19 protein-coding genes and 1 pseudogene are annotated in these 25,184 nt (G+C 67.2%); 10 read left to right on the top strand and 10 right to left on the bottom strand.

The window, feature by feature from the left end:
• Window positions 1-45 precede the first annotated feature (45 nt).
• A complete protein-coding gene (locus tag ACN2C7_RS17480; RefSeq protein WP_419318689.1) occupies window positions 46-2,853 on the bottom strand; it encodes a TonB-dependent receptor plug domain-containing protein in 2,808 nt (935 codons plus the stop codon).
• 292 nt (window positions 2,854-3,145) lie between these two features.
• On the opposite strand from ACN2C7_RS17480, the gene ACN2C7_RS17485 reads away from it, so the two are divergent.
• The 6 genes from ACN2C7_RS17485 (at window position 3,146) to ACN2C7_RS17510 (ending at window position 8,235) form a co-directional block, all read left to right on the top strand.
• On the top strand, window positions 3,146-4,162 hold the full coding sequence (locus ACN2C7_RS17485) for a cyanophycinase (protein WP_419318691.1): 1,017 nt from the start codon (window positions 3,146-3,148) through the stop codon (window positions 4,160-4,162).
• A 60-nt stretch (window positions 4,163-4,222) separates the two neighbouring features.
• The gene (locus ACN2C7_RS17490; RefSeq protein ID WP_419318693.1) at window positions 4,223-5,236 is read left to right on the top strand and encodes an isoaspartyl peptidase/L-asparaginase family protein; all 1,014 of its coding nucleotides are present in this window, start codon (window positions 4,223-4,225) and stop codon (window positions 5,234-5,236) included.
• Between the two features lie 34 nt (window positions 5,237-5,270).
• On the top strand, window positions 5,271-5,717 hold the full coding sequence (locus ACN2C7_RS17495) for an Lrp/AsnC family transcriptional regulator (RefSeq protein WP_419318695.1): 447 nt from the start codon (window positions 5,271-5,273) through the stop codon (window positions 5,715-5,717).
• A 102-nt stretch (window positions 5,718-5,819) separates the two neighbouring features.
• Complete coding sequence (locus ACN2C7_RS17500; protein WP_419318697.1) at window positions 5,820-6,152, top strand: Lrp/AsnC family transcriptional regulator; 333 nt, start codon at window positions 5,820-5,822, stop codon at window positions 6,150-6,152.
• Window positions 6,153-6,220: 68 nt separating this feature from the next.
• Window positions 6,221-7,249, top strand: coding sequence for a DUF1611 domain-containing protein (locus ACN2C7_RS17505; protein WP_419318699.1), 1,029 nt, complete (start codon window positions 6,221-6,223; stop codon window positions 7,247-7,249).
• Window positions 7,249-8,235: a dipeptide epimerase gene (locus tag ACN2C7_RS17510; RefSeq protein WP_419318701.1), complete on the top strand. Its 987-nt coding sequence runs from the start codon at window positions 7,249-7,251 to the stop codon at window positions 8,233-8,235. Before ACN2C7_RS17505 ends, ACN2C7_RS17510 begins: the two co-directional genes overlap by 1 nt.
• Here ACN2C7_RS17510 and ACN2C7_RS17515 read toward each other — a convergent pair.
• Window positions 8,232-8,747: an Lrp/AsnC family transcriptional regulator gene (locus tag ACN2C7_RS17515; RefSeq protein ID WP_419318703.1), complete on the bottom strand. Its 516-nt coding sequence runs from the start codon at window positions 8,745-8,747 to the stop codon at window positions 8,232-8,234. The genes ACN2C7_RS17510 and ACN2C7_RS17515 overlap by 4 nt on opposite strands.
• Before the next feature lie 167 nt (window positions 8,748-8,914).
• Between ACN2C7_RS17515 and ACN2C7_RS17520 the strand changes: the two genes are divergently transcribed.
• Window positions 8,915-10,441, top strand: coding sequence for an N-acyl-D-amino-acid deacylase family protein (locus ACN2C7_RS17520; protein ID WP_419318705.1), 1,527 nt, complete (start codon window positions 8,915-8,917; stop codon window positions 10,439-10,441).
• On the opposite strand, the gene ACN2C7_RS17525 is transcribed toward ACN2C7_RS17520, so the two are convergent.
• Complete coding sequence (locus ACN2C7_RS17525) at window positions 10,438-11,253, bottom strand: hypothetical protein (protein WP_419318707.1); 816 nt, start codon at window positions 11,251-11,253, stop codon at window positions 10,438-10,440. The two genes, ACN2C7_RS17520 and ACN2C7_RS17525, sit on opposite strands and share 4 nt — an antisense overlap.
• Window positions 11,254-11,340: 87 nt before the next feature.
• Here ACN2C7_RS17525 and ACN2C7_RS17530 point away from each other — a divergent pair.
• Window positions 11,341-12,342, top strand: a pseudogene (locus ACN2C7_RS17530) (AraC family transcriptional regulator); the annotation flags it as partial.
• 58 nt (window positions 12,343-12,400) lie between these two features.
• Here ACN2C7_RS17530 and ACN2C7_RS17535 read toward each other — a convergent pair.
• Both ACN2C7_RS17535 and ACN2C7_RS17540 read right to left on the bottom strand, forming a co-directional pair.
• The gene (locus tag ACN2C7_RS17535; RefSeq protein WP_419318709.1) at window positions 12,401-13,129 is read right to left on the bottom strand and encodes a FadR/GntR family transcriptional regulator; all 729 of its coding nucleotides are present in this window, start codon (window positions 13,127-13,129) and stop codon (window positions 12,401-12,403) included.
• Window positions 13,130-13,198: 69 nt separating this feature from the next.
• Window positions 13,199-13,336 carry a hypothetical protein gene (locus tag ACN2C7_RS17540; RefSeq protein ID WP_419318711.1) on the bottom strand — a complete coding sequence of 46 codons (138 nt, stop codon included), beginning with the start codon at window positions 13,334-13,336 and terminating at the stop codon, window positions 13,199-13,201.
• Between the two features lie 267 nt (window positions 13,337-13,603).
• Here ACN2C7_RS17540 and dgoD point away from each other — a divergent pair, with 267 nt between their 5' ends.
• Complete coding sequence (gene dgoD, locus ACN2C7_RS17545) at window positions 13,604-14,788, top strand: galactonate dehydratase (protein ID WP_419318713.1); 1,185 nt, start codon at window positions 13,604-13,606, stop codon at window positions 14,786-14,788.
• A gap of 145 nt (window positions 14,789-14,933) precedes the next feature.
• Here dgoD and glpK read toward each other — a convergent pair whose 3' ends face one another.
• The 5 genes from glpK to ACN2C7_RS17570 are packed head-to-tail and all read right to left on the bottom strand — an operon-like array spanning window position 14,934 to window position 22,790.
• Window positions 14,934-16,430 carry a glycerol kinase GlpK gene (gene glpK / locus ACN2C7_RS17550; RefSeq protein WP_419318715.1) on the bottom strand — a complete coding sequence of 499 codons (1,497 nt, stop codon included), beginning with the start codon at window positions 16,428-16,430 and terminating at the stop codon, window positions 14,934-14,936.
• Between the two features lie 2 nt (window positions 16,431-16,432).
• Window positions 16,433-17,938, bottom strand: coding sequence for a glycerol-3-phosphate dehydrogenase (glpD, locus tag ACN2C7_RS17555; RefSeq protein WP_419318717.1), 1,506 nt, complete (start codon window positions 17,936-17,938; stop codon window positions 16,433-16,435).
• Between the two features lie 51 nt (window positions 17,939-17,989).
• The gene (locus tag ACN2C7_RS17560) at window positions 17,990-19,429 is read right to left on the bottom strand and encodes an SLC5 family protein (RefSeq protein ID WP_419318719.1); all 1,440 of its coding nucleotides are present in this window, start codon (window positions 19,427-19,429) and stop codon (window positions 17,990-17,992) included.
• Between the two features lie 56 nt (window positions 19,430-19,485).
• Window positions 19,486-20,829: an alpha/beta hydrolase family protein gene (locus tag ACN2C7_RS17565; protein WP_419318721.1), complete on the bottom strand. Its 1,344-nt coding sequence runs from the start codon at window positions 20,827-20,829 to the stop codon at window positions 19,486-19,488.
• The gene (locus tag ACN2C7_RS17570) at window positions 20,826-22,790 is read right to left on the bottom strand and encodes a beta-galactosidase (protein WP_419318723.1); all 1,965 of its coding nucleotides are present in this window, start codon (window positions 22,788-22,790) and stop codon (window positions 20,826-20,828) included. The genes ACN2C7_RS17565 and ACN2C7_RS17570 overlap by 4 nt, the downstream gene beginning before the upstream one ends.
• Window positions 22,791-22,996: 206 nt before the next feature.
• Here ACN2C7_RS17570 and ACN2C7_RS17575 point away from each other — a divergent pair, with 206 nt between their 5' ends.
• Window positions 22,997-25,129: an alpha-galactosidase gene (locus tag ACN2C7_RS17575; protein WP_419318725.1), complete on the top strand. Its 2,133-nt coding sequence runs from the start codon at window positions 22,997-22,999 to the stop codon at window positions 25,127-25,129.
• Window positions 25,130-25,184: the final 55 nt, after the last annotated feature.

Raw genomic sequence — 25,184 nt, forward strand, 5'->3', positions numbered from 1 at the left:
CGAAAAGGCGGCCGCGAGGCGGCCGCCTTCAATCGCCGGGGAGCCTTACAGCCCGCCCGCCCCGCCGAACTTGTGGGTCAACTGCAGGTAGTAGCTGCGCCCGGTCGAGTCGAACCACGAGGTGTCATAGTAGGGATAGCCCGAATAGGTCGGGTCGCGCTGGGGACCCTTGTCCAGCAGGTTGTCGACCGCCAGGCTGATCCGGGTGGTGTCGTTCAGGTCGTACTGGACGGTGGCGTTGTAGAGATAGCTCTCCTTGATCCAGCCATCCTCTGCGTAGTTGGGCAAGCGCTCCAGGCGCTGCCCGTGCACGCCCAGGGTCAGGCGGTCCAGGGTCCAGTTGATCGAACCGGTGCTCTTGGAGCGCGGGATGTAGAAGCCGCTGTCATAGGCCAGCTGGTTCTCGATCGGATCGCCCGGATACTGCCGGCTGGTGTGCTTGTGCACCCAGGTATGGGTCAGGCCGAAATTGAACGTCCCGAAGCTTTCGGTCGGCCAGCGATAGTGGGCGGCCACGTCGACACCGGTGGTCTTTTCGGTGGCGACGTTGATCGGATTGATCGTCACGGTCGCGATGGCGCCGGGATTGATCGCCGCGGTCAGCGGGTTGCGGGCCACCCGGGCCAGGGCGTCGACGCAGGTCGGCGAGGACGCGCTGACGGCCGTGCCTGCGCTGGTCTTGCCCAGTCGGCAGTCGGCTTCCTGGCGCAGCACGCTGTCCAGGCTCATGTCGAGCACGGCGTTGTCGAGCTGCACGCGGAAATAGTCGACCGAGATGTCGAAGTTGCGGATCGGCGACCAGACTGCGCCATAGTTCAGCGACTTGGAGGTCTCCGGCTTCAGCTTGGCGTTGCCCAGGCGAACCTTCACCAGGCCCTCGCCCGCATAGCTGCAGTCGCCCACCTCCTCGTCGGGCTCCTCGCTGCGGCAGCGATAATAGTCCGTGCCTGAGGGGTGGCTGATGCCTTCCTTGGCGAAGACATAGTGCAGGTCAGGGGCCCGGAAACCGGTGCCATAGGCGCCACGCACCAGCAGCGTCTTGACCGGCCGCCACTCAAGTCCGCCGTTGTAGGTGAACTTGTCGATGGAGTTGCCGCCGTACTTGTAGCCGTCATAACGGCCGGCCGTGCTCAGCTCCAGGCTCTTGAGCAGCGGGGCGCGGAACTCGTAGCCGGCGCCCCAGCGCTTGCGCGAGCCATCGCCGTCGGCGTCGCGCAGGCCGTAGTAGTAGTTCTGGGTGGCCAGGGGATCGAGGCCCAGCTTGTAGGACTGCTTACCAAGCTCGGCGACGGCCGCGAAGCCGACCGGGCCGGCGGGCAGGGTGAACAGGTCGGCCTTGTTGACCTGGAACGACACGCCCTGCTGGCGCGCGACCGGCTTGTAGGTGGTGCGCGCAGTGATCGAGTTGAACTCGGCGACCGTCAGCGGCCTGTAGAGACGGGCCGGATCGGCGTTGAAGATCGGATAGCCACTATCCTCATCGACGCCCAGCTGCGCGCCCAGGAACAGGGCCGTGGCCTTGGAGGTCACAACCTTGGGCCAGCTGATCGACGACTTGTACTGGCTGAAATTATAGAAGGCCTCGTAGTCCCAGCCGCCGCCCAGCGAGCCCTTGACGCCCGGCGTGATGCTGAAGGTGCGCGAGACGTTCTTGATGTAGCCCTTGCTCAGGCCGCCCATTTCCTCAGGCGTGAAGTTGCGGTGCCACAGGTCCAGAGCGCCCGTGAACTGGTTGTAGAAAATGCCGTCTTCGCTGCCATTGGCGTCCTGGTATTCCCAGTTCAGCACATCCTGGAACTGGCGGGTGCGGCTGTAGCCGGCCGAGATGTCGGCGAAGAACGACAGGTCGTCGGTCTTGGCATAGTTCAGCGAGGCCACGACGTTGGCGCTCTTGCGTTCGCTGATGATGGTGCCGTAGCCGATCGAGCTGTAGCTGCCGCAATAATAGCCGGGCCCGTAGTCATCCAGGTCGGCGTCATAGTCGCCCCAGCCCGGACGGCTGGCGTATTCCACTGAGCCGCCGTTCAGCTTGCTGAGCGTGGCGCAGGTGGCGCGGCCTGGATCGATATAGACTTCAGCGTCAGGATCCATGCGCAGGAAGTCGCGGCGCGCGATACGGGCGCGAGCGGTCGGGGCGTCCTTGGTGCTGTCCTGGATGTCGCGGTCATAGGCCCAGAGTGGCTTCTGGTTGACGAACTCGCCGCCAATGACGAGGTCGAAGTCACCCTGCGAAAAGCCGCTGGAGACATTGACGCGCTGGCTGCTGGCGCCGCCGTGCTCAAGCCCGCCGAAGGTGACGTCGACGATCGTGCCGTCGGCCTTCTTCTTCAGATTGAAGTTCACAACGCCCGAGATGGCGTCCGAGCCATAGACGGCCGAGGCGCTGCCGCTGAGCACCTCGATGCGGTCGATCATGCCCAGCGGAATCGAGGAGGTGTCGGTGAAGGCGCTCTTGCCGTTGAACGGCAGGGGGAAGTCGGCGATGCGGCGACCGTTGACCAGCACCAGGGTATGATTGGGGCCCAGGCCGCGCAGGTCGACCTGCTGGGCGCCGGGCGTCCAGTCGGCGCCGCTGGACGACTGCTGGGTCTGGGTCTCGCCGCCGTTCTGGGTGAGGCTGCGCAGCACGTCCGGCACGCTGTTGAAGCCCGCGGCCTTGATGGCCTCGCTGGTGATGACGGTGACCGGGGCCGGGCCCTCGGTGGCGATCCGGGGAATGCGCGAGCCGGTGACGACCAGGGCCTCGACCGCTGTCTCGTCCGTCTGTGGGGTGGTTTGCGCAAGCGCCTGGCCGGTGATCATCAGGCCCGCCGCGCCGGCAAGGGCGCTGGCCCCAAGCAGATGCATCTTCATCATTATCCCCTCTTTTTTAGCGGCGCATCCATTCTCGTGGACAGGCCCGACGCCGGGTTGCACCCCAAGGTCCGCTCATGTTGGATTGCATTTCTCACAAATTGAAAGCCGAAAAGATCAAATTGTCAGATTTGGTGGACAGAATGTGTTCCACGTGCAGCTTTGATGCACAGCGCACGGATCTGCAGCGCTGGGTCCGGAAACAGGCTCGACCGGGGTCCAGTGCGCGTTTGGCCTCTGGACCTGGCGCCGCGCCCACGGCCAGGATCGCGACAGGCGAGGGATGGATATGATGCTGGCTAGACTTTCGGCGCTCGCGATGGCGGCGGCCCTGCTCCTTCCCCTGACCGCGCTTGCGGCCGATGCGCCCGCAAAGGGTCCCGACGCCGTCGGACCGGGCTACGAGTATTATGTGATCGGCGATATCACCGCCCCGACCCCGGGCAAGACCGGGCCGCTGCTGGCCCTGATGGGCGGCGGCGACTGGCCGCTGGAGGCCTTCCGTCAGTTCGTCAAGCAATCCGGCGGCGGCCACATCGTGGTGCTGCGAGCCCGCGGCGGCCGCGAACTGCAGGACGAGATCTACAAGGATGTCGGCGGCGTCGCCTCGGTCGAGACCCTGGTGATCCAGAACGAAGACGCCGGCGAGGATCCCAAACTGCTGGCCATCATCGCCCGCGCCGACGGGATCTTCTTCGGCGGCGGCGACCAGAGCAACTACATCCGCGCCTGGAAGGGCACGGCCCTGAACAAGGCGCTGGACGCCCACGTCAAGGCCGGCAAGCCGGTCGGCGGCACCAGCGCCGGCCTGGCGATCCTGGGCGGCTATTCGTACGGGTGCCTCGACTCGATCAGCATGACCTCGCCCGAGGCGCTGAAGAATCCCACCGCAGCCGGTGTCACCCTGGTGCGCGACTTCCTGCACCTGCCCTGGCTGTCGAAGGTCATCACCGACAGTCACTTCGACAAGCGCGATCGCCAGGGCCGGCTGGTGGCCTTTGTCGGTCGGCTGATCCAGGAGGAGAACGATCCGACGATCGCGGGCCTCGGCATCGACGAAGGCGCGGCGATGCTGATCGACGGCGACGGCGTGGGTCGGTTCTATGGTCCTGGTCACGCCTGGCTGGTGCGCCCGATGGCCAAGCCCGCCACGATCATAGCCGGCCAGCCGCTGACCTATGCGCCCTTCCCCATTGTCGGCGTGGGGCCGGAAAGCACGCTAGACTTCAAGACCTTCAAGGTGACGCAGCCGACCTTTACCCTGACCGCCCAGGTCAAGGACGGCGTGCTGATCCGCAGCGACCGCTGACCGCCAGTTCCCCGCCTTTTTCCGCCGGAACCCGCCTCCGGCCTGTCCAAGAGAGTTGCGATGACACCTTCCAAGATCCGCTCGCTCAGCCTGTCGATCCTGGCCCTGTGCGCGGCCTCGGCGCCGGTCATGGCAGCCGAGAGCAAGTGGTCTCTGGCCGTTCACGGGGGATCCGGCGTGCTGGAGAGCAGCGCCATGACGCCTGAGAAGGAAAAGGCCTACCGCGCCGGCCTGGACGCCGCTCTAGAGGCCGGCGCCAAGGTGCTGAAGTCCGGGGGCTCAAGCCTGGACGCGGTCGAGACGGTGGTGCGGACGCTGGAAGACAATCCGCTGTTCAACGCCGGCAAGGGCGCGGTCTTCACCGCCGAGGGCAAGAACGAGCTGGACGCCTCGATCATGGACGGCGCCACCCTGAAGGCCGGCGCGGTGGCCGGAGTCACGCGCACCAAAAACCCGATCAGCCTGGCTCGCGCGGTGATGGAGAAGTCCCCGCACGTTATGCTGACGCGCGAAGGCGCCGACCAGTTCTCGAAAGAGCAGGGCCTGGAGCAGGTCGATCCCGGCTATTTCCGTACCGAGGAGCGCTGGAAGCAGCTGGAAGCCTGGCGCAAGGACCACCACGCCGTGCTGGATCCCACTCACCTGTTCGGCACTGTCGGCGCGGTGGCGCTGGACCAGGCCGGACATATCGCGGCCGCCACCTCGACGGGCGGCATGACCGGAAAGCGGTGGGCGCGGGTCGGCGATACGCCGATCATTGGGGCCGGCACCTATGCCCGCGACGGCGTCTGCGCGGTCTCGGCCACGGGGTCGGGAGAGTACTTCATCCGCGAGACCGCCGCCCGCCAGGTTTGCGACCGCATCGCCTGGAAGGGCGAGGATGTTCAGACCGCAGCCGACCAGACCATGGCCTCGATCACGAAGATCGGCGGCGACGGCGGTCTGATCGCCATGGACAGCCAGGGCCGCCCGGCGTTCGGCATGAACGATCTGGGCATGTATCGGGGCGCGATCTCGTCGGCCCTGCCGACGCCGCGCACCGCGATCTACACCAAAGAGCCTTCACCGAAATGAGACTGATGGTCGGGACAGACTCAGGGAGGGGCCGATGAAGTCGGACGACCAGAACCTCGCCGAGGTCGACCGCAAGTTTCTGGCGATGCTGCGCGAGGACTCGCGTCAGCCGGTCACCAAGCTGGCCGCCGACCTTGGACTGACGCGGGCCAATGTCTATGCCCGGCTGAGCCGTCTGGAGCAGGATGGCGTCATCCAAGGCTACACCGTACGCCTGGGCAGCGACTATGACCGCCGGTTGATCCGCGCCCAGGTGATGATCAAGGTCCAGCTGAAACTGGCCAAGATCACGGAGGACGAACTGGCGGCCATCGCCGAGCTGTCGGCCCTGCACGCCATCAGCGGCGAGTACGACCTGATCGCCCTGATCGAGGCCGAGACGGTCACCGAGCTGAACGCCCTGATCGACCGCATCGGCGCCCTGGACGGGGTCGAACGGACGACCTCCTCGATCCTGCTGGCGACCAAGATCCTGCGCTAAGGGCGCGCCGGCGAGCGTTTCTCTCGTGACATAACCCAAACACGGCGTTTTTCGAGGCCACTCCCAAACTAAACTCTCCGCGAAGAGTGAGGGAGTTCAGCCTTGATCGCCGTCGAGATCGCAAGTCCGGCCTTCCTGGGCGTCGCCGCCGACCGCGGAGACGCCGCCCTGCGAGCCCATGTGATGATCCAGGTCGCGCCGCGCGACGCCGCCGACGTCGGCGCGCGGCTGGCCGAGATGAGCGAGCTGACCGCCCTGCATCAGATCACCGGCGACTATGACCTGGTGGCCGTGGTCGAGGCCGGGCGGACCGTGGACCTCGAGCGGACCGTCGACCGGATCCAGGCCTTGGCCGGGGTGCGACACGCTCTGGCTTCGGTGATCCTGCCCCGCTCACCGGCCGCCCGGCCGTTTCACCCGACCTCCGGCGACTGATCCTCCCCGCTGCGGCGGGGACAATCGGTCTCGAACCCAACTGACGACGTCTACAACGAGGTGCTGTCGTGGAACTGCCCTATCCCTGCCTGATGTTCCTCGGAGACGTGGACCGGGTCAGCGCCAAGACCGCCTCGGGCGTCGCCCACTGGCGTCCCGACGCCTGCGTCGGCCAGCTTCGCCTGCCCGGCTGCGAGGCCGATCTGGGCCTGCCCGACATGACGCCCAGGGCCGCCCACGCGGCCGGCGCCCGCTCGCTGCTGCTGGGCGTGGCCAATGCCGGCGGCTATATCCCGCCCCATTGGGAGGCCGTCCTGATCGAGGCGCTGGAGGCGGGGCTGGATCTTGTCTCGGGCCTGCATACCCGCATGGCCAGCCTGCCCAAGGTGCGCGAGACCGCCGAGCGCCTGGGCCGCCGGCTGATCGAGGCGCGCGAGCCGTCGCCGGAGTTCTGCGTGGTCGGAACAGGCGAAAAGCGCGCCGGCCTGCGCCTGCTGACCGTCGGCACCGACTGCGCCGTGGGCAAGATGTACGCGGCGCTGGCCATCACGAAAGAGCTCAAGGCGCGCGGCGCCGACGCCGACTTCCGGGCCACCGGCCAGACCGGTATCTTCATCGCGGGATCCGGCGCGCCCATCGACGCCATCATCTCCGACTTCGTCGCCGGCGCCGCCGAGCAACTGAGCCCCGCCGCCGCGCCCGACCACTGGGACGTCATCGAGGGCCAGGGCTCGCTGTTCCATCCAGCCTATGCCGGCGTGACCCTGGGGCTGCTGCACGGCAGCCAGCCGGACGCTCTGGTGCTGTGCCACGACGCCACCCGCACCGCCATCGACGGGCTGGAGACCTTCCCCACGCCGTCCCTGGCCGAGGCCATCGCCCTGAACCTGCGCCTGGCGTCCCTGACCAATCCCGCCGTTCGCATGGCCGGGATCTGCATCAACACCTCGCGCCTGACGCCCCAGGCGGCCGCCGACTATCTGCGCGAGACGGAGACCGCCCTAGGCCTGCCGTGCTGCGACCCCGTGCGGACCGGCGTGGCGGCCATCGTCGATGGCCTGCTGCTGACGGCGGAAGCGCGCTCGGACGCCGCCTGATGCGCCTGACCGCGCGGGTCGAGGCGCACGCCCTGACCGAGCCCTTCGTCATCGCCCGCCACGTCTATACCGAGGCCAATGTGCTTCACGTCGAGATCGCGGCGCGCGGCGCGATCGGACGGGGCGAGGCCGCTGGGGTCGACTATCTGGGCGACACGCCTCAGACGATGCTGTTGCAGGTGCAGGCCCTGGCGGTCGAGTTTGAAGCCGGCATGCTTTTGGACCGCGCATGCATCGCCGCCCGCCTGCCGCGTGGCGGCGCGCGCAACGCCGTCGATTGCGCGCTGTGGGACCTCGAGGCCAAGCTGACCGGCGTTCCTGTCGCGGTGCGGGCCGGTCTGGCGCCGCTGCGTCCCATCGAAACCTTCGTCACCCTGGGCATGGATACCCCCGCCGCCATGGCCGCCAAGGCCGCGCGCTGGGCCCCTGACTTCCCCTGCCTGAAGGTGAAGCTGGGCGATGCCCTTGACCTGGAGCGGCTGGAGGCGATCCGCGCCGCCGCGCCCCGCGCCCGCCTGATCGCAGACGCCAACCAGGGCTGGACCCTGGATCAGCTCAACGTCTACGCCCCCCGCCTTTCGGCCCTGGGGGTCGAACTGGTGGAACAGCCCCTGCCCGTCGGACAGGACGACGCCCTGCTGGACTATCGGGGCGAGGTGCCGCTCTGCGCCGACGAGTCGTTCGACGACCGCGCCGATCTCGACCGGATCGTCGGACGCTACGCCTTCTGCAACATCAAGCTGGACAAGTGCGGCGGCCTGACCGAGGCGCTGGCCTTGACCGAAGCGGCCCGCGCCCGGGGCCTTAGGCTGATGATCGGCTGCATGGAGGGCACCTCGCTGGGCATCGCGCCGGGCCTGCTGGTGGCCCAGGACTGCGAGATCGTCGACCTGGACTGCCCGATCCAGCTGGTGACCGACATCGAGCACGGCTTCGGCTATCGCGACGCGATCCTGCGCCCCCCCGCGGCGGCCCTGTGGGGCTAGTCGTCGAGGTCCTCGACCGTGGCCAGCAGCTTCGCGAGATCCAGCCCCGCCTCGCCCTTCAGCTTCTTGGTCACGGGAAAGGTCACATAGTCGAAGGGGACGGCCAAGGTGTCGAGCAACCCCTCCATGATGGTCTGATAATGCTCGATGCCGAAGGCCGCGACGGTGATCAGATAGTCGACATCGCCCAGCACAGCCTGGCAGGAGACGATATTCGGATGGGCCGCTATGCCGGTCTCGAAGGTCTTGGCCTTGGCGTAGGAAAAGTCGGTGAGCTTGATCTGCACCACGAAGGTCGAGAGCTTGGCCAGCCGGCCCAGATCGACCTCGGCGTGATAGCCGCGAATGATCTTGGCCTTTTCCAGCTTCTTCATCCGCTCCCAGCAGCGCGACGCCGACAGGCCGACCGCCTCGCCCATCGCCGCCTTGGTCACCCGCCCTTGCCTGTGCAGCAGGGCCAGGATCTTGATATCGATGCGGTCGATGTCCTTGCGCGGGTCGTTCGCGGTCATCCCGGGATCCTTGCTGATGTCGCCGCCCTGCTTAGCGCAAACCGCGCGTCGGGTAAGGTCGCGATCACAGTGGGGTCCCTGCGATCCTGCCGTCGGCGCGGCGGGAAACGGCGAAAACCCTCGCCGGAGCGCTCTATTCTGAACGCCGAACTTTGGAAGGCCGAGACATGACCCGCAACCTGCACCGCCTTTCCATCGCCCTGGGCCTGTCCCTGCTGATGAGCTCCGCAGCCCTGGCCTCGACCCTGATCGTCGGCGCCCGCGTGGTGGACGGCACGGGCGCGCCATCGCGAGCGGTCAGCGTTCGCCTGGACGGCGACCGCATAGTCGCCGTCGGCAAGCTGGCGCGAAAGCCGGGCGATACGGTGGTGGACGCCAAGGGTCTGGTCTTGGCGCCAGGCTTCATCGACGCCCACAGCCATCATGACCGCCAGGCCGAGCAGACCCCCGACATGACCCCCCTCACCGCCCAGGGGGTGACCACCATCGTCGTGGGCGAGGACGGCGAGTCGTCCTTTCCGCTGAAGACCTATTTCGCCGGCCTGGAAAAGGCCCCACTGGCCATCAATGTCGCCTCCTACACCGGCCACGGCTCCCTGCGCGAGCGGGCCATGGGATCGGACTACAAGCGCGCCGCGACCCCCGCCGAGATCGCGGCGATGCAGGCCGACCTGACCTCGGACCTCCAGGCCGGCTCGCTGGGCTTGTCGACGGGGCTAGAATACGACCCCGGCATCTTCTCGACCCCGGACGAGGTCATGGCGCTGGCCAAGACCGCCGCCGCCGGCCACGGCCGCTATATCAGCCACCTGCGTAGCGAGGACGTAAAGCTGGACGCGGCGATCGACGAGATCATCGCCATCGGCCGCGAGGCCAAACTGCCGGTCCAGATCTCGCACCTGAAGATCGCCATCGTCGACCGCTGGGGCCAGGCGCAGCAGATCCTAGCCAAGCTGGACGCCGCCCGCGCCCAGGGCGTGGACATCACCGCCGACGTCTATCCCTACGAATACTGGCAGAGCAATCTGGCGGTGCTGCTGCCGGAGCGCGACTTCAATGACCTGGCCGCCGCCCGCTTCGCCCTGACCAAGCTGACCACCCCGGCCGGCATGCGGCTGGCGGTGTTCGCGCCCGACCCGTCGCTGGTCGGCAAGACCATCGCCGACATCGCCGCCGAACGGCAGGCCGATCCCGCCGAGACCTATCTGGCCCTGACCCGCCAGTCGGAGGCCTATCATCTGGCCCATCCCGAGGTTGATCGGGTCGACGCGGTGATCGGCACGGCCATGACTGAGGCCGATATCGACGCCTTCATCGGCTGGGACCATGCGGTGATCTGTTCGGACGGCATGACCCACGGCCTGCATCCGCGCGGCTTCGGGGCCTTTGCCCGGATCCTGCGGGTCTATGTGCGCGAGAAGCAGGCCCTGACCCTGGAACGGGCCGTCCACAAGATGACCGCCCAGACAGCCGCCCAACTGGGCATCGCCGAACGTGGGACCCTCATCCCGGGCGCTTTCGCCGACCTGGTGCTGCTGGATCCGGCGACCGTCGCCGACCGCTCCGACATCGCCCATCCCAACGCCCTGGCCACAGGGGTCGCCAAGGTCTGGGTCAATGGCGTGCTGGTGTTCCAGGATGGTCGCGCCACAGGCGCTCACCCCGGCGCAGTCGTCCGCAGGGCCGCGTCCTAACCGGGCGCGACAGCCGCCTTCACCCGCCGCCGCCGCCAGTCGTCGAAGCGGACCTTGCCCAGCCAGAACAGCATGATCGGCAGCGGCGACAGGGCGACAACGTACAGCAGAGCCGAGTCCTGCAGGGCCTCGGGAAACACCTGCTGCTGCCCGAGGAAGAACGACCCCGAGGCGATGAACAGCGAAAAGCACATCCGCCACAGGTGCCGCGCAATCCGCGAGACCCTGGACAGCTGCTTGCGCAGGAGCACATGCACTTCACCCGCGGCCGCGAAGGCCCCGGCGATCGTAAACAGGAAGAAGGCCTGCGGCGGCGAGCCGTCCACAGTGCCGCTGGGGCTGGCCGCGCCCATCCGCATGAAGATCACGCCAGCGGCGGTGATGGTAAGGGCGATGACCAGCCCGATGACCTCCGGCGCGCCGGCCTTCACCTCCCGCTGGCGGGCCGCCATAGCGCCACTGATCAGAAGGTACAGCGCCAGGACGCCGGCAACGAAGTTGGGCCGCTGCCCGGTCTCAAGGAACGGCGCCACCCCCGCGCCGATGGCATAGGCCGCGAACATCGCCGCAAAGAACACCGATCCCGCCGCGCGGTGGACCCGCTGGCCCTTGCGCGCGGCCAGGGCGACCACGCCGGTGACCATGCCGATCGCGCCGCCGGTGATGTGAGCCCACAGCAGGGCGTTGGCCCCCAGATGCATCCAGGCTGGATCGCCGGGCCGGGCCTCCAGATTTTCCGCCAGGGCGATCGAAGGCAGCAGCGCGGCGGCGACGGCGAACAGGACGGGTGAGACAGGAAACCGGAGTGTCATGGCCCCCTTTCTTGTCGATTAGCCCGGCGGGCGCCATGATCGAGCGTAGCGCGCGCATGATCGTTCGTAACACTAGGGGCCGCGCCGATGTCGCACCTGACCACGTCAGCAGGACTCGCCGCCGGCCTGATCGCCTTCGCCGTCCAGCGGGGCGCTGATCGCGCGGCGCTTCTGGCCCGGGCCGGCCTGAACCCCGCCGACCTGGAGGACCCCGACGGCCGCCTGGCGTTCGAGACCTATGTGGCCCTGATGCGCGCGGCCCAGGACCTCTGCGGCGATCCGGCGTTGGCGCTGCATTTCGGCGAGGCTGTCGACCTGGCGGAGATGTCGATCGTCGGGCTGATCATGAACGCCTCGGCCACCATGGGTGAAGCCTTCGCCCAGATGCAGCGCTTCGGCCGGCTGACTCTGGAGACCGAAGGACTCAGCGACGGGCCGCGCTTCGCGCTGACCGGGCGCGATGGCCAGCTGTGGATGGTCGACACGCGCGCTGATCCCAACGCTTTCCCCGAACTGACCGAAGGGGCCTTCGCCCGGCTGGTCTGCGGCCCGCGCCGCTTCCTGCCCGAGCCGCACGTGCTGGAGGTGCAGTTTACCCACCCGGCTCCGGCCTGGAGCGCCGAGTACGACCGCATTTTCCAGTGCCCGGTGACCTTCTCCAGCGGCTGGAACGCCCTGCGGCTCGACCCGCGCATCACGACCTGGCCGGTGGCGCTTCAGCCGCGCTACGTGTTTGGCGTCCTGACCCGGTGCGCCGACGGCCTGCTGCAGGAGCTCGAGGACCAGAAGACCGTCCGCGGCCGAGTCGAGGCCGTGCTGCTTCCGCTGCTGCACGCCGGCGAAGTCGGCGCCGACGCCGTGGCTCGCGCCATGGGCTTCAGCCGCCAGACCCTGTTCCGCAAGCTCAAGGCCGAGGACGCCACCTACGAACAGGTGCTTGACGCCCTGCGCCACCGCATGGCGCTGCGCTACCTCACCGGCGCCAGAGCCTCGGTCAACGAGACCGCCTACCTCGTCGGCTTCTCCGAACCTGCCGCCTTCTCCCGCGCCTTCAAACGCTGGACCGGCAGGAGCCCTCGCGAGGCCCAGCTGGCGGGTATGACCGCCCCCGGCGATCTCCGGCCCTCCGTGTCGGCCGAACCCCAATTTAGGGCTGTTCCGCTATCGCCTCTTTGATGAGGTCCATGACGTCGGCGATGAGTTCTCGCATGGTCTCGGCCGCGGTGGCGGCATCGTGCGCCATGATCGCGTCCATTACAGCCTTGTGCGCCGGCAGGCTCGCGCTGCGTCCCCGGTAGCGATTGGTGAACTGGATGGAGGTCTGCAAAGCCGTGGCCACGACGTCGCGGAACTGAGCGTAGAACGGATTTCCAGAGGCTTCCAGAATCGCGATGTGGAAGGCGATGTCAGAACTGAGCGGATTGTCGAAGCCAGCTTCGGCCGCCTCCATCCGGGTATATCCGAGCCTAATCAACTCCCGGCCCGAGGGACTGGCAGCCTGAGCCGCCAGCGCAGCGGCGCCGGGCTCGATGCTCAGTCGCAGTTCGGTGAACTGGCGCAGCAGGCTCAGCGAGAACTTCCGCTCCAGCAACCAGCGCAGCACGTCAGTGTCGAACCAGTTCCAGGCCGATGGCGGGGTGATGATGGTGCCTTGCCGGGGACGTGCGGTCAGCAGGCCCTTGGCGGCCAGCATCTTGACCGCCTCGCGCGTTACGGAACGGCTGACGGCGTGTTCCTTGGAAAGCTCGGCCTCGATCGGGAACGGCCGGCCGTCATAGGCTCCCGTGACGATCATGCGCCCCAACACGTCCAGAAGACCGAAGGTCAGGTTGCGCCCTAACGCCGAGCGGGATTCCAGCGGGTCGTTAGCTTTCATGGAATCACTGCTGTCAAATTTGGCTGGAGCTCGCAACAGATAGTTGCCCTGCGCCAAGAGCTTGACCAGTCAAGAATTCGCAGCGGCGACCATGCGCAGCCCCGCCAGGACGCAGGCCTCGCCGCTCAAGGCCACGATCGGCAGGTCGCGATCTCTAAGGCAGGCGAGACTGGGGGCCTCGAGCACACCGGTGCGCGAACCCGCCATGCCGCAAAGCGCCCCGCCGCTCGAACGGTTGGAGTTCGGCTATCGCCGCCAAGCAAGCCGATATCGCTTTCATTCGCGGCGACCCGGGCTACGCTTCCTCCTGGCAATGCGTCCATATTTAAAGATTAATATGATAAACAGTTTGACGATCAGGCGACGCTCGACATAGCTAGGCTGATGTAACCCGGCGAACGCTGGGCGCTGCTTTATTGGGAGCCATCCGATGCGGTCTTGCCCGCGCTGCGCCAGATACTCGGCGGATCGTCGATGACGGCTGAACGATTCGGAGAGCTCAGTGTCGGCGCGGGGCCGACCAGGATCGCGCGGATCGAGACGTTCATCGTGCCCCCGCGCTGGCTGTTCGTCCGGGTCGAGACCCAGGACGGCGCCGTAGGCTGGGGGGAGGCGAGCCTCGAGGGGCACGCCGAAGCCGTGGATGGCGCCTTCGCTTCGCTGCGCGAGCGCTTCATCGGCGCCGATGCCGACAATATCGAGGACATCTGGCAGGTGGCCTATCGCGGCGGTTTCTACCGTGGCGGACCGGTGCTGATGTCGGCCCTGTCGGGCCTGGATCAGGCGCTGTGGGACCTCAAAGGGCGACGCCTGGGCGTGCCCGTCTGGCAACTGCTTGGCGGTCGCGTTCGCGACCGGGTTCCGGTCTATGCCTGGATCGGCGGCGATCGTCCCGACGAGGTCGTCGAGGCGGCCCAGGCCCGACTGGCCCAAGGCTTTAAGGCCGTAAAGATGAACGCCACCGGCGAGATGGGGTGGCTCGACAGCGCGCAAGCGTTCGATGACGCGCTGGAGCGCGTGGCCGCAGTCAAGGCGCAGGGCCTTGATGTGGCGGTGGACTTCCACGGCCGCCTGCACAAGCCGATGGCCAAGCAACTGATCGCGGCGCTAGAGCCGCTGCGGCCGCTGTTCATCGAGGAGCCGTTGCTCTCGGAGAATGTCGAGGCCATCGTCCAGCTGTCGCGCCTGACCAGCCTGCCGATCGCCCTTGGGGAACGGCTCTACAGCCGCTGGGATTTCAAGCCCTTCCTGGAAGCGGCGGCCGTGGACGTGATCCAGCCTGACCTGAGCCACGCGGGTGGCCTTTCCGAGTGCAAGCGTATCGCCGCCATGGCCGAGGCCTATGACGTGGGCGTGGCGCCGCACTGCCCGCTGGGGCCCATGGCCTTGGCGGCCTGCATGCAGCTGGCCCTGACCACGCCCAACTTCGTGATCCAGGAGATGTCCCTGGGCATCCACTACAACGTCGGACACGACCTGCTCAGCTACATGCGCAACCCCGAGGTGTTCGAGGTGCGCGACGGCATGGTCGCCGCTCTGCAAGGCCCGGGCCTTGGCGTCGAGATCGACGAAGACATGGTGCGCGAAGCGGCCAAGGACGCGCCTTCGTGGCGCAACCCGATCTGGCGGGGCCAAGACGGCAGCTTCCGCGAGTGGTGACTGCGGGCAGACGGTTCACGATTGCGGAGTCGTGGTTACCGGCGACTTGAGCGGCATCGGCCTGGCTTCGGATGACGCCCGGTTCGTCAACGGCGTCGTTCTTGAAGTCGACGACGGTCGTCTGGCCAAGCCATAGCCCAGGCCTCTAGGGCTGGGGTTCGGTCAGCGAGATGACGGCGGCGACGGCGCGGCGCCAGCCCTGGATCCGGGCCGCGCCGGCGGCCTTGTCCATCCGGCGCGAGAAGGTGCGGTCCAGTCGCCAGAAATCTTCGCTCGCCAGCGCGTCATCAGACCCACGTCGGGCCAGCCAAGCCGCGCCAAGGGCGGTCGCCTCACGGACTTGCGGCCGATCGATCGTCTTGTCGAGGATGTCGGCGAGGTACTGCAGCATCCAGTCCGAGGCGCTCATGCCGCCGTCGACACGCAACCGGATCGACCACGCCGCATGGGCATCCTCGGCGACCATGGCCTCAATCAGGTCTCGGGTCTGAAAGCACACGCTCTCCAGCGCAGCGCGGACCAGGTCGTTGGGACCGGTGGCGCGGGTCAGGCCGAAGATCGCGCCGCGCGCGTCCGGCCGCCAGTCGGGTGCAGCCAGGCCGACGAAGGCCGGCACCATGTAGAGCCCCGGATCGGCAGCGGCCTGGCTGGCCATCGCGTCGGCGTTCTCGGCCTTGGCGAGCACACCCAGCCCGTCGCGCAGCCACTGCAGCGCGGCCCCCGCAATGAAGATCGACCCCTCCAGCGCATAGGTTCGCTGGCCATCCAGTTGGTAGGCGATGGTCGTCAGCAAGCGATGGCGCGACACCACTGGACGCTGGCCGGTATTGAGCAGGACAAAGCATCCCGTGCCGTAGGTCGCCTTGACCATGCCCGGCAAGAAGCAGGCCTGTCCCACCAGCGCGGCTTGTTGGTCGCCCGCCACACCTCGGATCGGGATCGCGGCGCCCAGCAAGTGGGGCAGGGTTTCGCCAAAGTCGCCGGCGCTGTCGCGAACCTCAGGCAGGAGCGCGGCCGGGACGTGGAAAAGCGCCAGCAAGGTCTCGTCCCAGACGCCCGTATGGATGTTCAGGAGCTGGGTGCGCGAGGCGTTGGTGGCGTCGGTGGCGTGCACCGCCCCACCCGTCAGCCGCCAGAGCAGAAAGCTATCGACCGTGCCGCAGGCCAGTTCGCCGGCCTCGGCGCGCGCGCGCGCGCCGGGCACGTTGTCGAGGATCCAGGCAATCTTTGTCGCCGAGAAATAGGGATCAATCAGAAGGCCCGACCGCCTGGCGATCTCCGGCTCGCGCCCGTCGGCGCGCAGGCGCTCGCAGAGGTCGGCTGTGCGGCGGTCCTGCCAGACAATGGCGTTGTGGATCGGCAAGCCGGTGGCCCGGTCCCAGATCACCACGGTCTCGCGCTGGTTGGTCAGGCCGATGGCCGAGACCGCATCCGGCGCTGTTCCGGTCTTGGCCAGCACCTCGCGGGCGACCTCCAGCACCGAAGACCAGAGATCCTCCGGGTCATGCTCGACCCATCCCGAGCCCGGGAAATGCTGGGGAAACTCGCGCTGCGCCGTGGCGATGATCTCGAGCCGAGGCGAGAACAGGATGGCGCGCGACGAGGTGGTGCCCTGATCGATGACGAGAATAGGCTTGGTCATGGTCAGAGGTTGCTGGCGGTCCGCATGAACAGATCGAGCCCAGCCGTCTGATCGGCGTCGAGGCGAAGTCCCAGCTTGCTCCTGCGCCACAGAACGTCCTCGGCCTTGCGAGCCCACTCGACGGCGATCAGGTAGCGCACTTCGCGCTCGTAGAGATCGGCCCCGAAATGCTGACCGAGGTCCGCAAGGCTGCTGGCGTCGCCGAGCATATCGGTGATCCGCGAGCCATAGGCCTTGGCCATCCGACGGAGCGTAAGCGGCTTCAGGAAGGGATAGGGCCTGGCGAGACCGGCGATGAACGCGTCCAGGTCCTGGCCCGACAGGTCGCCGCCCGGCAGGGGTGACGCGCGGGTCCAGGCCGGACCCAAGTCGACGCCCATGTGGGGCCCGATCTCATTCAGAACCGCCTCGCTCAGCCGGCGATAGGTTGTGATCTTGCCGCCAAACACGCTGAGGCCCGGCGGGGCGCCCTTGGGGGCGTCGAGGCTCAGCACATAGTCGCGCGTGGCTTCCTGGGCATCGGAGGCGCCGTCGTCCAGCAACGGGCGGACGCCGGCGTAGCGCCAGACGACGTCGGCGGGCTGGATCGGAGCCTTGAAATACTCGCTGGCCGCCGCGCAGAGGTAGGCGACCTCCTCGTCGGTGGCGGTGACGTCCTTGGGATCGCCGTGATGGTCCGCGTCGGTGGTGCCGATCAGGGTGAAGTCGTGCTCATAGGGGATGGCAAAGATGATCCGGCCGTCGCCGTTCTGGAAGATGTAGGCCCTGTCGTGGTCGAACAGCTTGCGCGTGACGATGTGACTGCCTCGCACCAGCCGCACGCCGGCCGGCGCCGTCAGGCCCGAAAGTCCGACCAGCCGCTCGACCCAGGGGCCGGCGGCGTTGACGAGGGCGCGAGCGCTGACGGTGATTGTTTCGCCTGCCGCCGTCGTCGCCGTGACGCGCCAATGATCCGCCAAGCGATCGACCGCGATGACCCGCGCGCCCGTATGGATCGTCGCGCCGCGCTCGGCGGCGTCCAACGCATTGAGGGCGACGAGGCGGGCGTCATCGACCCAGCAGTCGGAGTATTCGAAGGCATGGGTGAAGCGCGGATCCAGCGGCGCGCCGGCCGGATCGCGTCGCAGGTCAAGGCTGCGGGTCGCGGGCAGCCGCTTACGGCCACCCAGATGGTCATACAGGAAGAGGCCCACGCGCAGCATCCAGCGGGGCCGCAGGCCCTTGTGATGCGGCAGGATAAACCGCAGCGGCTGGATGAGGTGGGGGGCTATTGCCCACAACACCTCGCGCTCCATCAGCGACTCTCTGACCAGCCGGAACTTGTATTGCTCAAGATAGCGCAGGCCGCCGTGGATCAACTTGGTCGAGGCCGACGAGGTCGCGCCCGCCAGGTCGCCCTGCTCGAACAGCACCACTGCGGCGCCGCGCCCGGCCGCGTCTCGGGCCACGCCACAGCCATTGACGCCGCCGCCGATGACCACGAGGTCATGAAGGATATCCGTGGTCATCGTCTCACTATCTTCCGAGAGGCTTGCTGAACGCGCGTCCGTCGGCGGGCCTCAGGCGGCGGCTGCCTTGCGAGCGAAGATGAACTCGGCCTTTCTGCCGAAGACCCAGCGGTTGAGGGTCAGCGAGAAGGCGACCGTCGTCCAAAGGGTGATGAACATCATGTGGATGTAGTGCAGGGGCGCCCAGCCGAAGCTGAAGATCGCATAGAGGCACACGCCGAACACCAGACCGGCGATCGCCGCGCGGGCGTCGACATTGCGGAACAGCAGGCCAACGATGAATACCGACAGCACAGGCATGCTGGTCAGGCCGTTCAACTTCTGCACCAGGTTGATGATGCTCTCGGCGTCGTCATAGACCGGCACCAGCAGCAGCGACAGCAGCACGAAACCGATGCTGGCCCACATGCTTAGGCGCGGCACATTGGGCTTGGGGTCGATGTACTTTTCATGGATGTCGCAGACATAGAGCGCCGCCGAAGAGTTCAGCACGCTGGCGAAGTGGGCCACCACCGCCGAGGCGATGGCCGCAGCGAAGATGCCCGACATCCAGTTGGGCAGAACGTGCCAGACGATCTTGCCATAGGCCGCATCGCCCAGATGCCCGAACAGCTTGTAGGAGACGATGCCGGGGATCACCACCATCGGCGGGACAATCAGCAGGCGAACGACGGTTGCGGCGAACACGCCTTTCTGGGCTTCCTTCAGGTTCGGCGCGGCCATGGCGCGCTGGGTGATCGTCTGGTTGGTCGACCAGTAGAACATCTGGATGAAGATCATCCCGGTCAGAAGGGTGTGCCATGGGATCGGGGAGTCATTGCCGCCGATCAAGCTCAGGCGCTCGGGCGGGATGCCGCTGAAGTCGAAGCCGATAGCCTGCAACGACAGGAAGACCACCAGCATGCACATCGCGAGCAGGAGTATGCCGCTGTAGGTGTCGGTCACGGCCACGGCGCGCAGCCCGCCGAAGATTGCGTAGAGCGAGCCGGCGACGGCGAAGACGGCGGCCAGCACGATGATCGGGATCTCCAGCCCGAACATGGACTTCATCATCAGCGCGCCGGTGTAGAGCGTGATCGGCTGATAGATGACGAGGTTGCCGACCAGAAAGATGGTGGCGATCGTCGAACGGATGCCGGCGTGACCGTATTTCTTCTCCAGAAGCTCGGTGACCGTCGTGCAGTTGTTCCGATAGTAGATGGGCAGGAACACCCAGGCCAGGATGCTGAGACCGACGACGGCCGACAGCTCCCACCAGACCAGCAGGGCCATCTGGTTGCCGTTCATTCCCACCAGTTGGTCGGTGCTGAGATTGGTGATCGTGATTGAACCGGCGACGAAGATCCAGGACAGACCGCCCCCCGCCAGGAAGAACTCCCTGTTGCCGCCCTCAGCGCCGCGCCCCTGCCCCCGGCATTTCAGATAGGTGATCAGGCCGATCAGGGCGGTAAGCCCCATCGCGATCCAGGCTTGCGTCATTTGCAGGTGCATGGCTTGGGCGTTTCCGTTGTTTTCGTTATCGGCCAGTCATCGGTATCGCCGATGGCCTATTGAGGATTGGGCGCGCCCACCGGGTCGTGGCGCAGGCGTAGGCCCAGCGCCCATCGGCGCTGGAATCCGGGCCAGTAGCTCACCGTGGCCCCGTCGTCGGGACCGGCGAAGCGATCGGCTGCTGAAGCGCCCGGCGCCAAAGGCCAGACTCCGTCGGAGGCCCGCGGGGTCGGCACGTTCAGAAGGGCTCCGTGGGCCTTGTCGTTCTTGAGCTGGGCGTCGAGGAAGGCCGTGATGAAGTGGCGGTTGATCGCCAGAATGCGGTCGCGCCGCCAGACCGGCTCTTCGTGACGTTCGAGGGCCTGGAACTTGCCCGCCTTGGCTTCGGTGGCGCCGTCCAGCGCGACATTGTGGCGAGCGTTTTCGTAAACCAGCAGACGGCGATCCGCTCCGGTCAGGCCAGCATAGAGCCAGGCGACGCCCTGGTCGTAGCCGCTGACATCGTCCTGGTCGCCGACGATAAACAGGGACGGCGTGGTCACACTAGTCAGCCCCCCGGCGCTCCAGGCGCGCAGCGGTGGCGACCCGCCCCACGGCGCGAATGCGACCATGGCCTTTACGCCCTTGGGCACGCCTGATGCGAAGCTCGGGTCCTGGGTCGTGAAGGGCTTGAGCAGGTCGAAGGGAACCAGCTTGTAAAGCGCCCCCTCGGCGTCCAGCCCCGCGCCCATCGTCGTCAGCGCACCAAAGCCGCCCATCGAATAGCCGATCAGCGCGACCTGTTCAGGGTCGTAGACGTCCTTGAGCGGACCCTTGTCAGCTTGCCGCGCCAGCTCTGCGATGACGAAGCGCTGGTCGGCGACCCGGGTGATCAGGACGGACGCGAACGACAGCTGTGGCATCGGCAGCGTCGAGGGCTCGAGATCACGGTGCTCGATGGAGGCGACAACATAGCCCTTGGACGCGAGATTTTCGGCCAGGTCGCTGAAGCTGGTCGCCCAGTTACGATAGCCGTGGGACAGGATGACGAGCGGGAAGTGTTGGCCGCGCACCGGCTTGGCGTCGGCCTGGGCCGTGCCGGTCTTGTAGAAGACAGCCGGCGCGGCGGGCGTGGCGCCAGGTTGAGTGTAGCGCACTACGGGAGCGCCGGCAGCGGGCTTGGTCGCCGGATACCAGACCGTGACGGGCAGAACCCGATCGGACCGTGCGATGACGCCCTTGGCCAGGTCACTGCCCAGCAGGTCGGGCTGGTCGGCATGGGTCAGGGTCAAGGTCTGCACACCGACAGAATAGGCCCCAGGGAGAGACAGCTGCGGGCCATCGGCGAGCGCCTGGCGCGCCTGAACCGCGCCGGGCGCGATCAGGAACAGGCCGACGGCGAGCATGCAAAGGCGGTTCATGCCGGATCCTTCCAGACCGCAAGGTCACGCGGGGCGATGGTTTGGGCGCCGAGGATGAACCGGGCGTTCGGCGGGGCGGGGGCGGCGATCGGCTGGTCCCCATAGTTGAAGGCGAAGGTCAGGTCTCCGCGACGACGCAGGCGGACATCGCGGGGCAGGCGCTGGACCGCGACCCCGGCCTCGACGCACAGGCTCTCGAGAAAGTCGGTCAGGAAGCGCCGATCACTGACGCTGCCGACATAGATCGCCTTGCCCGCGCGGACGATGGCAGGGCCGCCGTCGTCATGACGCGCCAGCACCTCGGCCTCACCGGTCAATTCGAGTTCCTCGCGCCAGATGGTGCTGGGATAGCGCCCGTCGTTCCAGACCAGCTCGGCGGGGCAGTCGGGCCGCAGGGTCTCGACCGACAGCACCCGGATCGGCAGCAGATCGCGCAGCGGGCCGGGCGGCAGGCCGTCGGGGATGGTCAGGTCGTCGGTCTTGGCGCCCGAGCGGGGCCCGAACATCACGATCGCCGAACTGGCTTTCAGGCGCGCGATCGTCTCGGCGGTCGGCATCGCCAGCGACGGGATGACCACCAGAGCATAGGCCGAGACGTCGCCGTCTGGCGCCACGAAATCGACGTCCACGCCCAAGGCCCGAAGGGCGCGATAATGGTCCAGCAGGATCTGGGTATAGTCGTAGCTGAGCGCTTGACGCTCGATCTCTCCCAGCCACTGAGCTTGAACGTCGACCATCAGCGCCACCTTGGCGGTCGCGGTGGCATGCTGGTCGAGATCCAGGATCGCAAGGTCGCGCCCAACCGCCTCGACTTCCGGCCAGGCCGCAGCCTGGCTGCTGTCGGGGCGCAGCAGGCCCGCGTGCATCTGCTCCTGGGCGAACGGGGCCTGCCGCCAGCGGAAATAGCTGACCACTCCGGCGCCGTGAGCGAAGGCCTCCAACGTCCACAGCCGCACCATGCCCGGCGCGGGGCGGGGATTGTGGTTGGCCCAGTTCACCGGCCCGGGCTGCTGCTCCATGATCCAGAAGGCGCCGGGGGCCAGCCCCCGGGTCTGGTCGAAGAAGAAGGTGCCGAAATCCGGATGGCCGGTCCGCATGTAGGGCGCGAAGACCTCGGCCGACTCCTGCGCCATCAGCAGGTCGGTGCGGCCTAGCGGGTAATTGTCGTAGCTGGCAAAGTCGAGATCGGCGGCCACGGCGTGGTTGTCGACGCCGGTCTCGTTCATCGGGATGAAGTTGTGGGTGACAAAACGGCCGGGAGAATGGGCGCGAAGGATCTTCACCTGGGCGTCGTGGAAACGCACCACTTGGTCCGACGAGAAGCGGCGATAGGCCAGGCGATGGGCCGGGCTGGTCTCGGTGACGGCCCCGACCGGCAGTTCGATTTCGTCGAAGCTGCGATACTCCATCGACCAGAAGACATTGCCCCATGCCGTGTTCAGCGCATCGACGTCGGCATAGTGGTCGGCGCACCAGGCCTGGAACGCCGCCTTCGCGGCCGGGGAGGCGCTCAGGGTCGTGTCGTGGCAGCTCAGTTCGTTGTCGGTCTGCCAGCCCGCGACGCCGGGATGTTGGCCATAGCGCTCGGCCAGGGCCAGGACGATCCGTTCGCACTCGCGCAGATAGGTCTCGCTCGAAAAGTCGTAGTGACGGCGCGATCCGAAGCCGCGCACGCGGCCGGTCACGGGATCGACGGGCAGGATGTCGGGGTGCAGGTCGATCAGCCACTTGGGCGGCGTGGCGGTCGGGGTGCCGATGACGACCTTGAGCCCGGCCTCCGTCAGGATCGCAACGATCTCGTCGAACCAGGCAAAGTCGTAGACGCCGGGCTCCGGCTCAAAGCGCGACCAGGCGAACTCGCCGATCCGGACATAGGTCAGGCCCAGCGCCTTCATCTTGCGCGCATCTTCGCGCCAAAGGCTGGTCGGCCATTGTTCCGGATAGTAGCAAACGCCCAGCATGTCTCACTCCCGACGCGTCGCTTTTCGCGACATCGATCGTCACCACGGCCTAGGCGTCACGAGGGACGCCAAAACCTATCCGCACATTGTAACGACCGGTTTCACAGACGTCTTTCTCTTGCATCTCATTTATCCTACAAAATGAAAGCGTCAACTCAGACCTTTCCCAAGACGCGCCTTCGTTTCACGTTTTCCAGGGTTTGCCGATGTCCAGCTCCCCGCCCTTCGTTCGACTCGATGGCAAGACGACAACCCTGATCGTCGATTGCCGAGGTGATGCGCCGATCGTCCTGCACTGGGGCGCGAGGCTTGCGGCCGGTCTGGATCCGATGTCGCTGGTGCTGATGGCATCGCGCGCCGCGGCGCCCTGTTCGCCGGCCGTCGCCGCGCCCCTGGCCCTGACGCCCCTGCTGGGGCAGGGGTTTCCGGGCGCGCCGGGTCTGCTGGCGCATCGCGAGGGCCAGGCCTGGGCCACCTTCACCCGCATTGATCGCATCGACTGGATCAACCCGTCCGCGGTCGAGATCGTGTCGCGCGACGACCACAACGCCATCGTCCTGACGCACCGACTGGAACTGCGTCCCGACCAGGACGTGCTGGTTGCATCGACCCGGATCGTCAACGAGGGTGACGCCGCCCTGACGATCGACGCCTGCGCCGCGCCGACCCTGCCTCTGCCGCCGTCGGCAAGCCATCTGATCAATCTGGATGGCCGGTGGTCGGGCGAGTTCCAAATGCGCCGCACCCCACTGGGGCAAGGGTCCACGGTGCGCGAGAACCGCCGCGGCCGCAGCTCCCATGATGCCTTCCCCGGCCTGATCGTCGAATGCGCCCCCTGCGGCGAAGCCGTGGGCGAGGTCTATGGCTTCCACCTTGGCGCCAGCGGCAATCATCGCATCGTCGCCGAGACCCTGTCGGACGCCCGCGCCTATGTGCAGATGGGCGAGCTGTTCATGCCGGGCGAGATCCGCCTGGGCCCCGGAGCCGACTATGTCAGCCCCGCGCTCTATGCCGCCTATTCCGACGCCGGGCTCAGTGGCATGTCGCAGGCCTATCACGCCTGGGTGCGCGCCCGGCCCCAGCATCAGCGCCTGCGGGCCAAGCCGCGCCCGGTGCACTACAATACTTGGGAGGCCGTCTATTTCGACCATGACCAGGAGCGGCTGCTCCAGCTGGTCGAGTCGGCCGCCGCGATCGGCGCCGAGCGCTTCGTGCTGGACGACGGATGGTTCAAGGGCCGCCGCGACGACACCGCCGGCCTGGGCGACTGGTTCGTCGACGAGAGCGTCTATCCGCAGGGCCTCAAGCCCCTGGTCGACCGCGTCTTGGCCGCCGGCATGGAGTTTGGCCTGTGGGTCGAACCGGAAATGGTCAATCCTGACAGCGATCTCTATCGCGCCCATCCCGAATGGGTTCTGGGCTGTGCGCCCGCGCCGCAGCTGTCGTTCCGCAACCAGCTGGTGCTGGATTTCGGACGACCCGAGGTGCGCGACTATCTCTACGGGCGGATCGATGCGCTGCTGACCGAGCACCCGATCGCCTATCTGAAATGGGACATGAACCGCGACGTAAGCCATCCCGGCGGGGCCGACGGCAGCGCCGGGGCGCATGCCCACGTCGCGGGCCTCTACGCCGTGCTCGACCGTCTGCGCGCCGCCCATCCGAAGGTCGAGATCGAAAGCTGCGCCTCGGGCGGTGGGCGCGCCGACTTCGGGATCCTGGAGCGCACCGACCGGATCTGGACCTCCGATAGCAATGACGCGCTGGACCGCCTGTCGATCCAGAAGGGGGCGTCGCTGTTCATTCCCGCCGAACTGATGGGCGCCCATGTCGGGCCGACCGACTGCCACATCACCGGTCGCCGCGTGTCGATGGCGACGCGGGTCTCGACCGCGTTGTTCGGTCATTTCGGCATCGAGGCGAACCTGCTGGCGCTGACGCCTGGCGAGCGCACCGAGTTGGCCCAGGGCGTGGCGCTCTACAAGCAGCTGAGAGGCCTGATCCATTCCGGCGACCTTCACCGGCTCGACCGGCCCGCCAACGAGACTGCGTTCGGCATCGTTGCCCAGGACGGCTCAGAAGCGGTGTTCGCCTACACGCTGATCCGAGAACAGGACGCCTATTTCGCCGGACGGCTGCGCCTGGCGAGCCTGGACGCCGAGGCGCGCTACGCGGTCAAGCTGGTGTGGCCATCCGCGCCGCCCGCGAGCTCGGCCCTGACCCAGGCGCTTGTCGAAGGCGTGGAGCTTGATGGTCGCACCTTGATGGCCGTTGGCCTGCAACTCCCCCGCCTGCATCCCCAGACCGGCTTCATTCTGCATCTGTCGCGGCGCGACTGATCCTGACGAAAAAAGGGGCGGGCCCGCGAAGGCCCGCCCCAGCGCAGGGTAGGTG

It is taken from the genome of Caulobacter sp. ErkDOM-E (genome assembly GCF_048541895.1).
Lineage (GTDB): Bacteria > Pseudomonadota > Alphaproteobacteria > Caulobacterales > Caulobacteraceae > Caulobacter.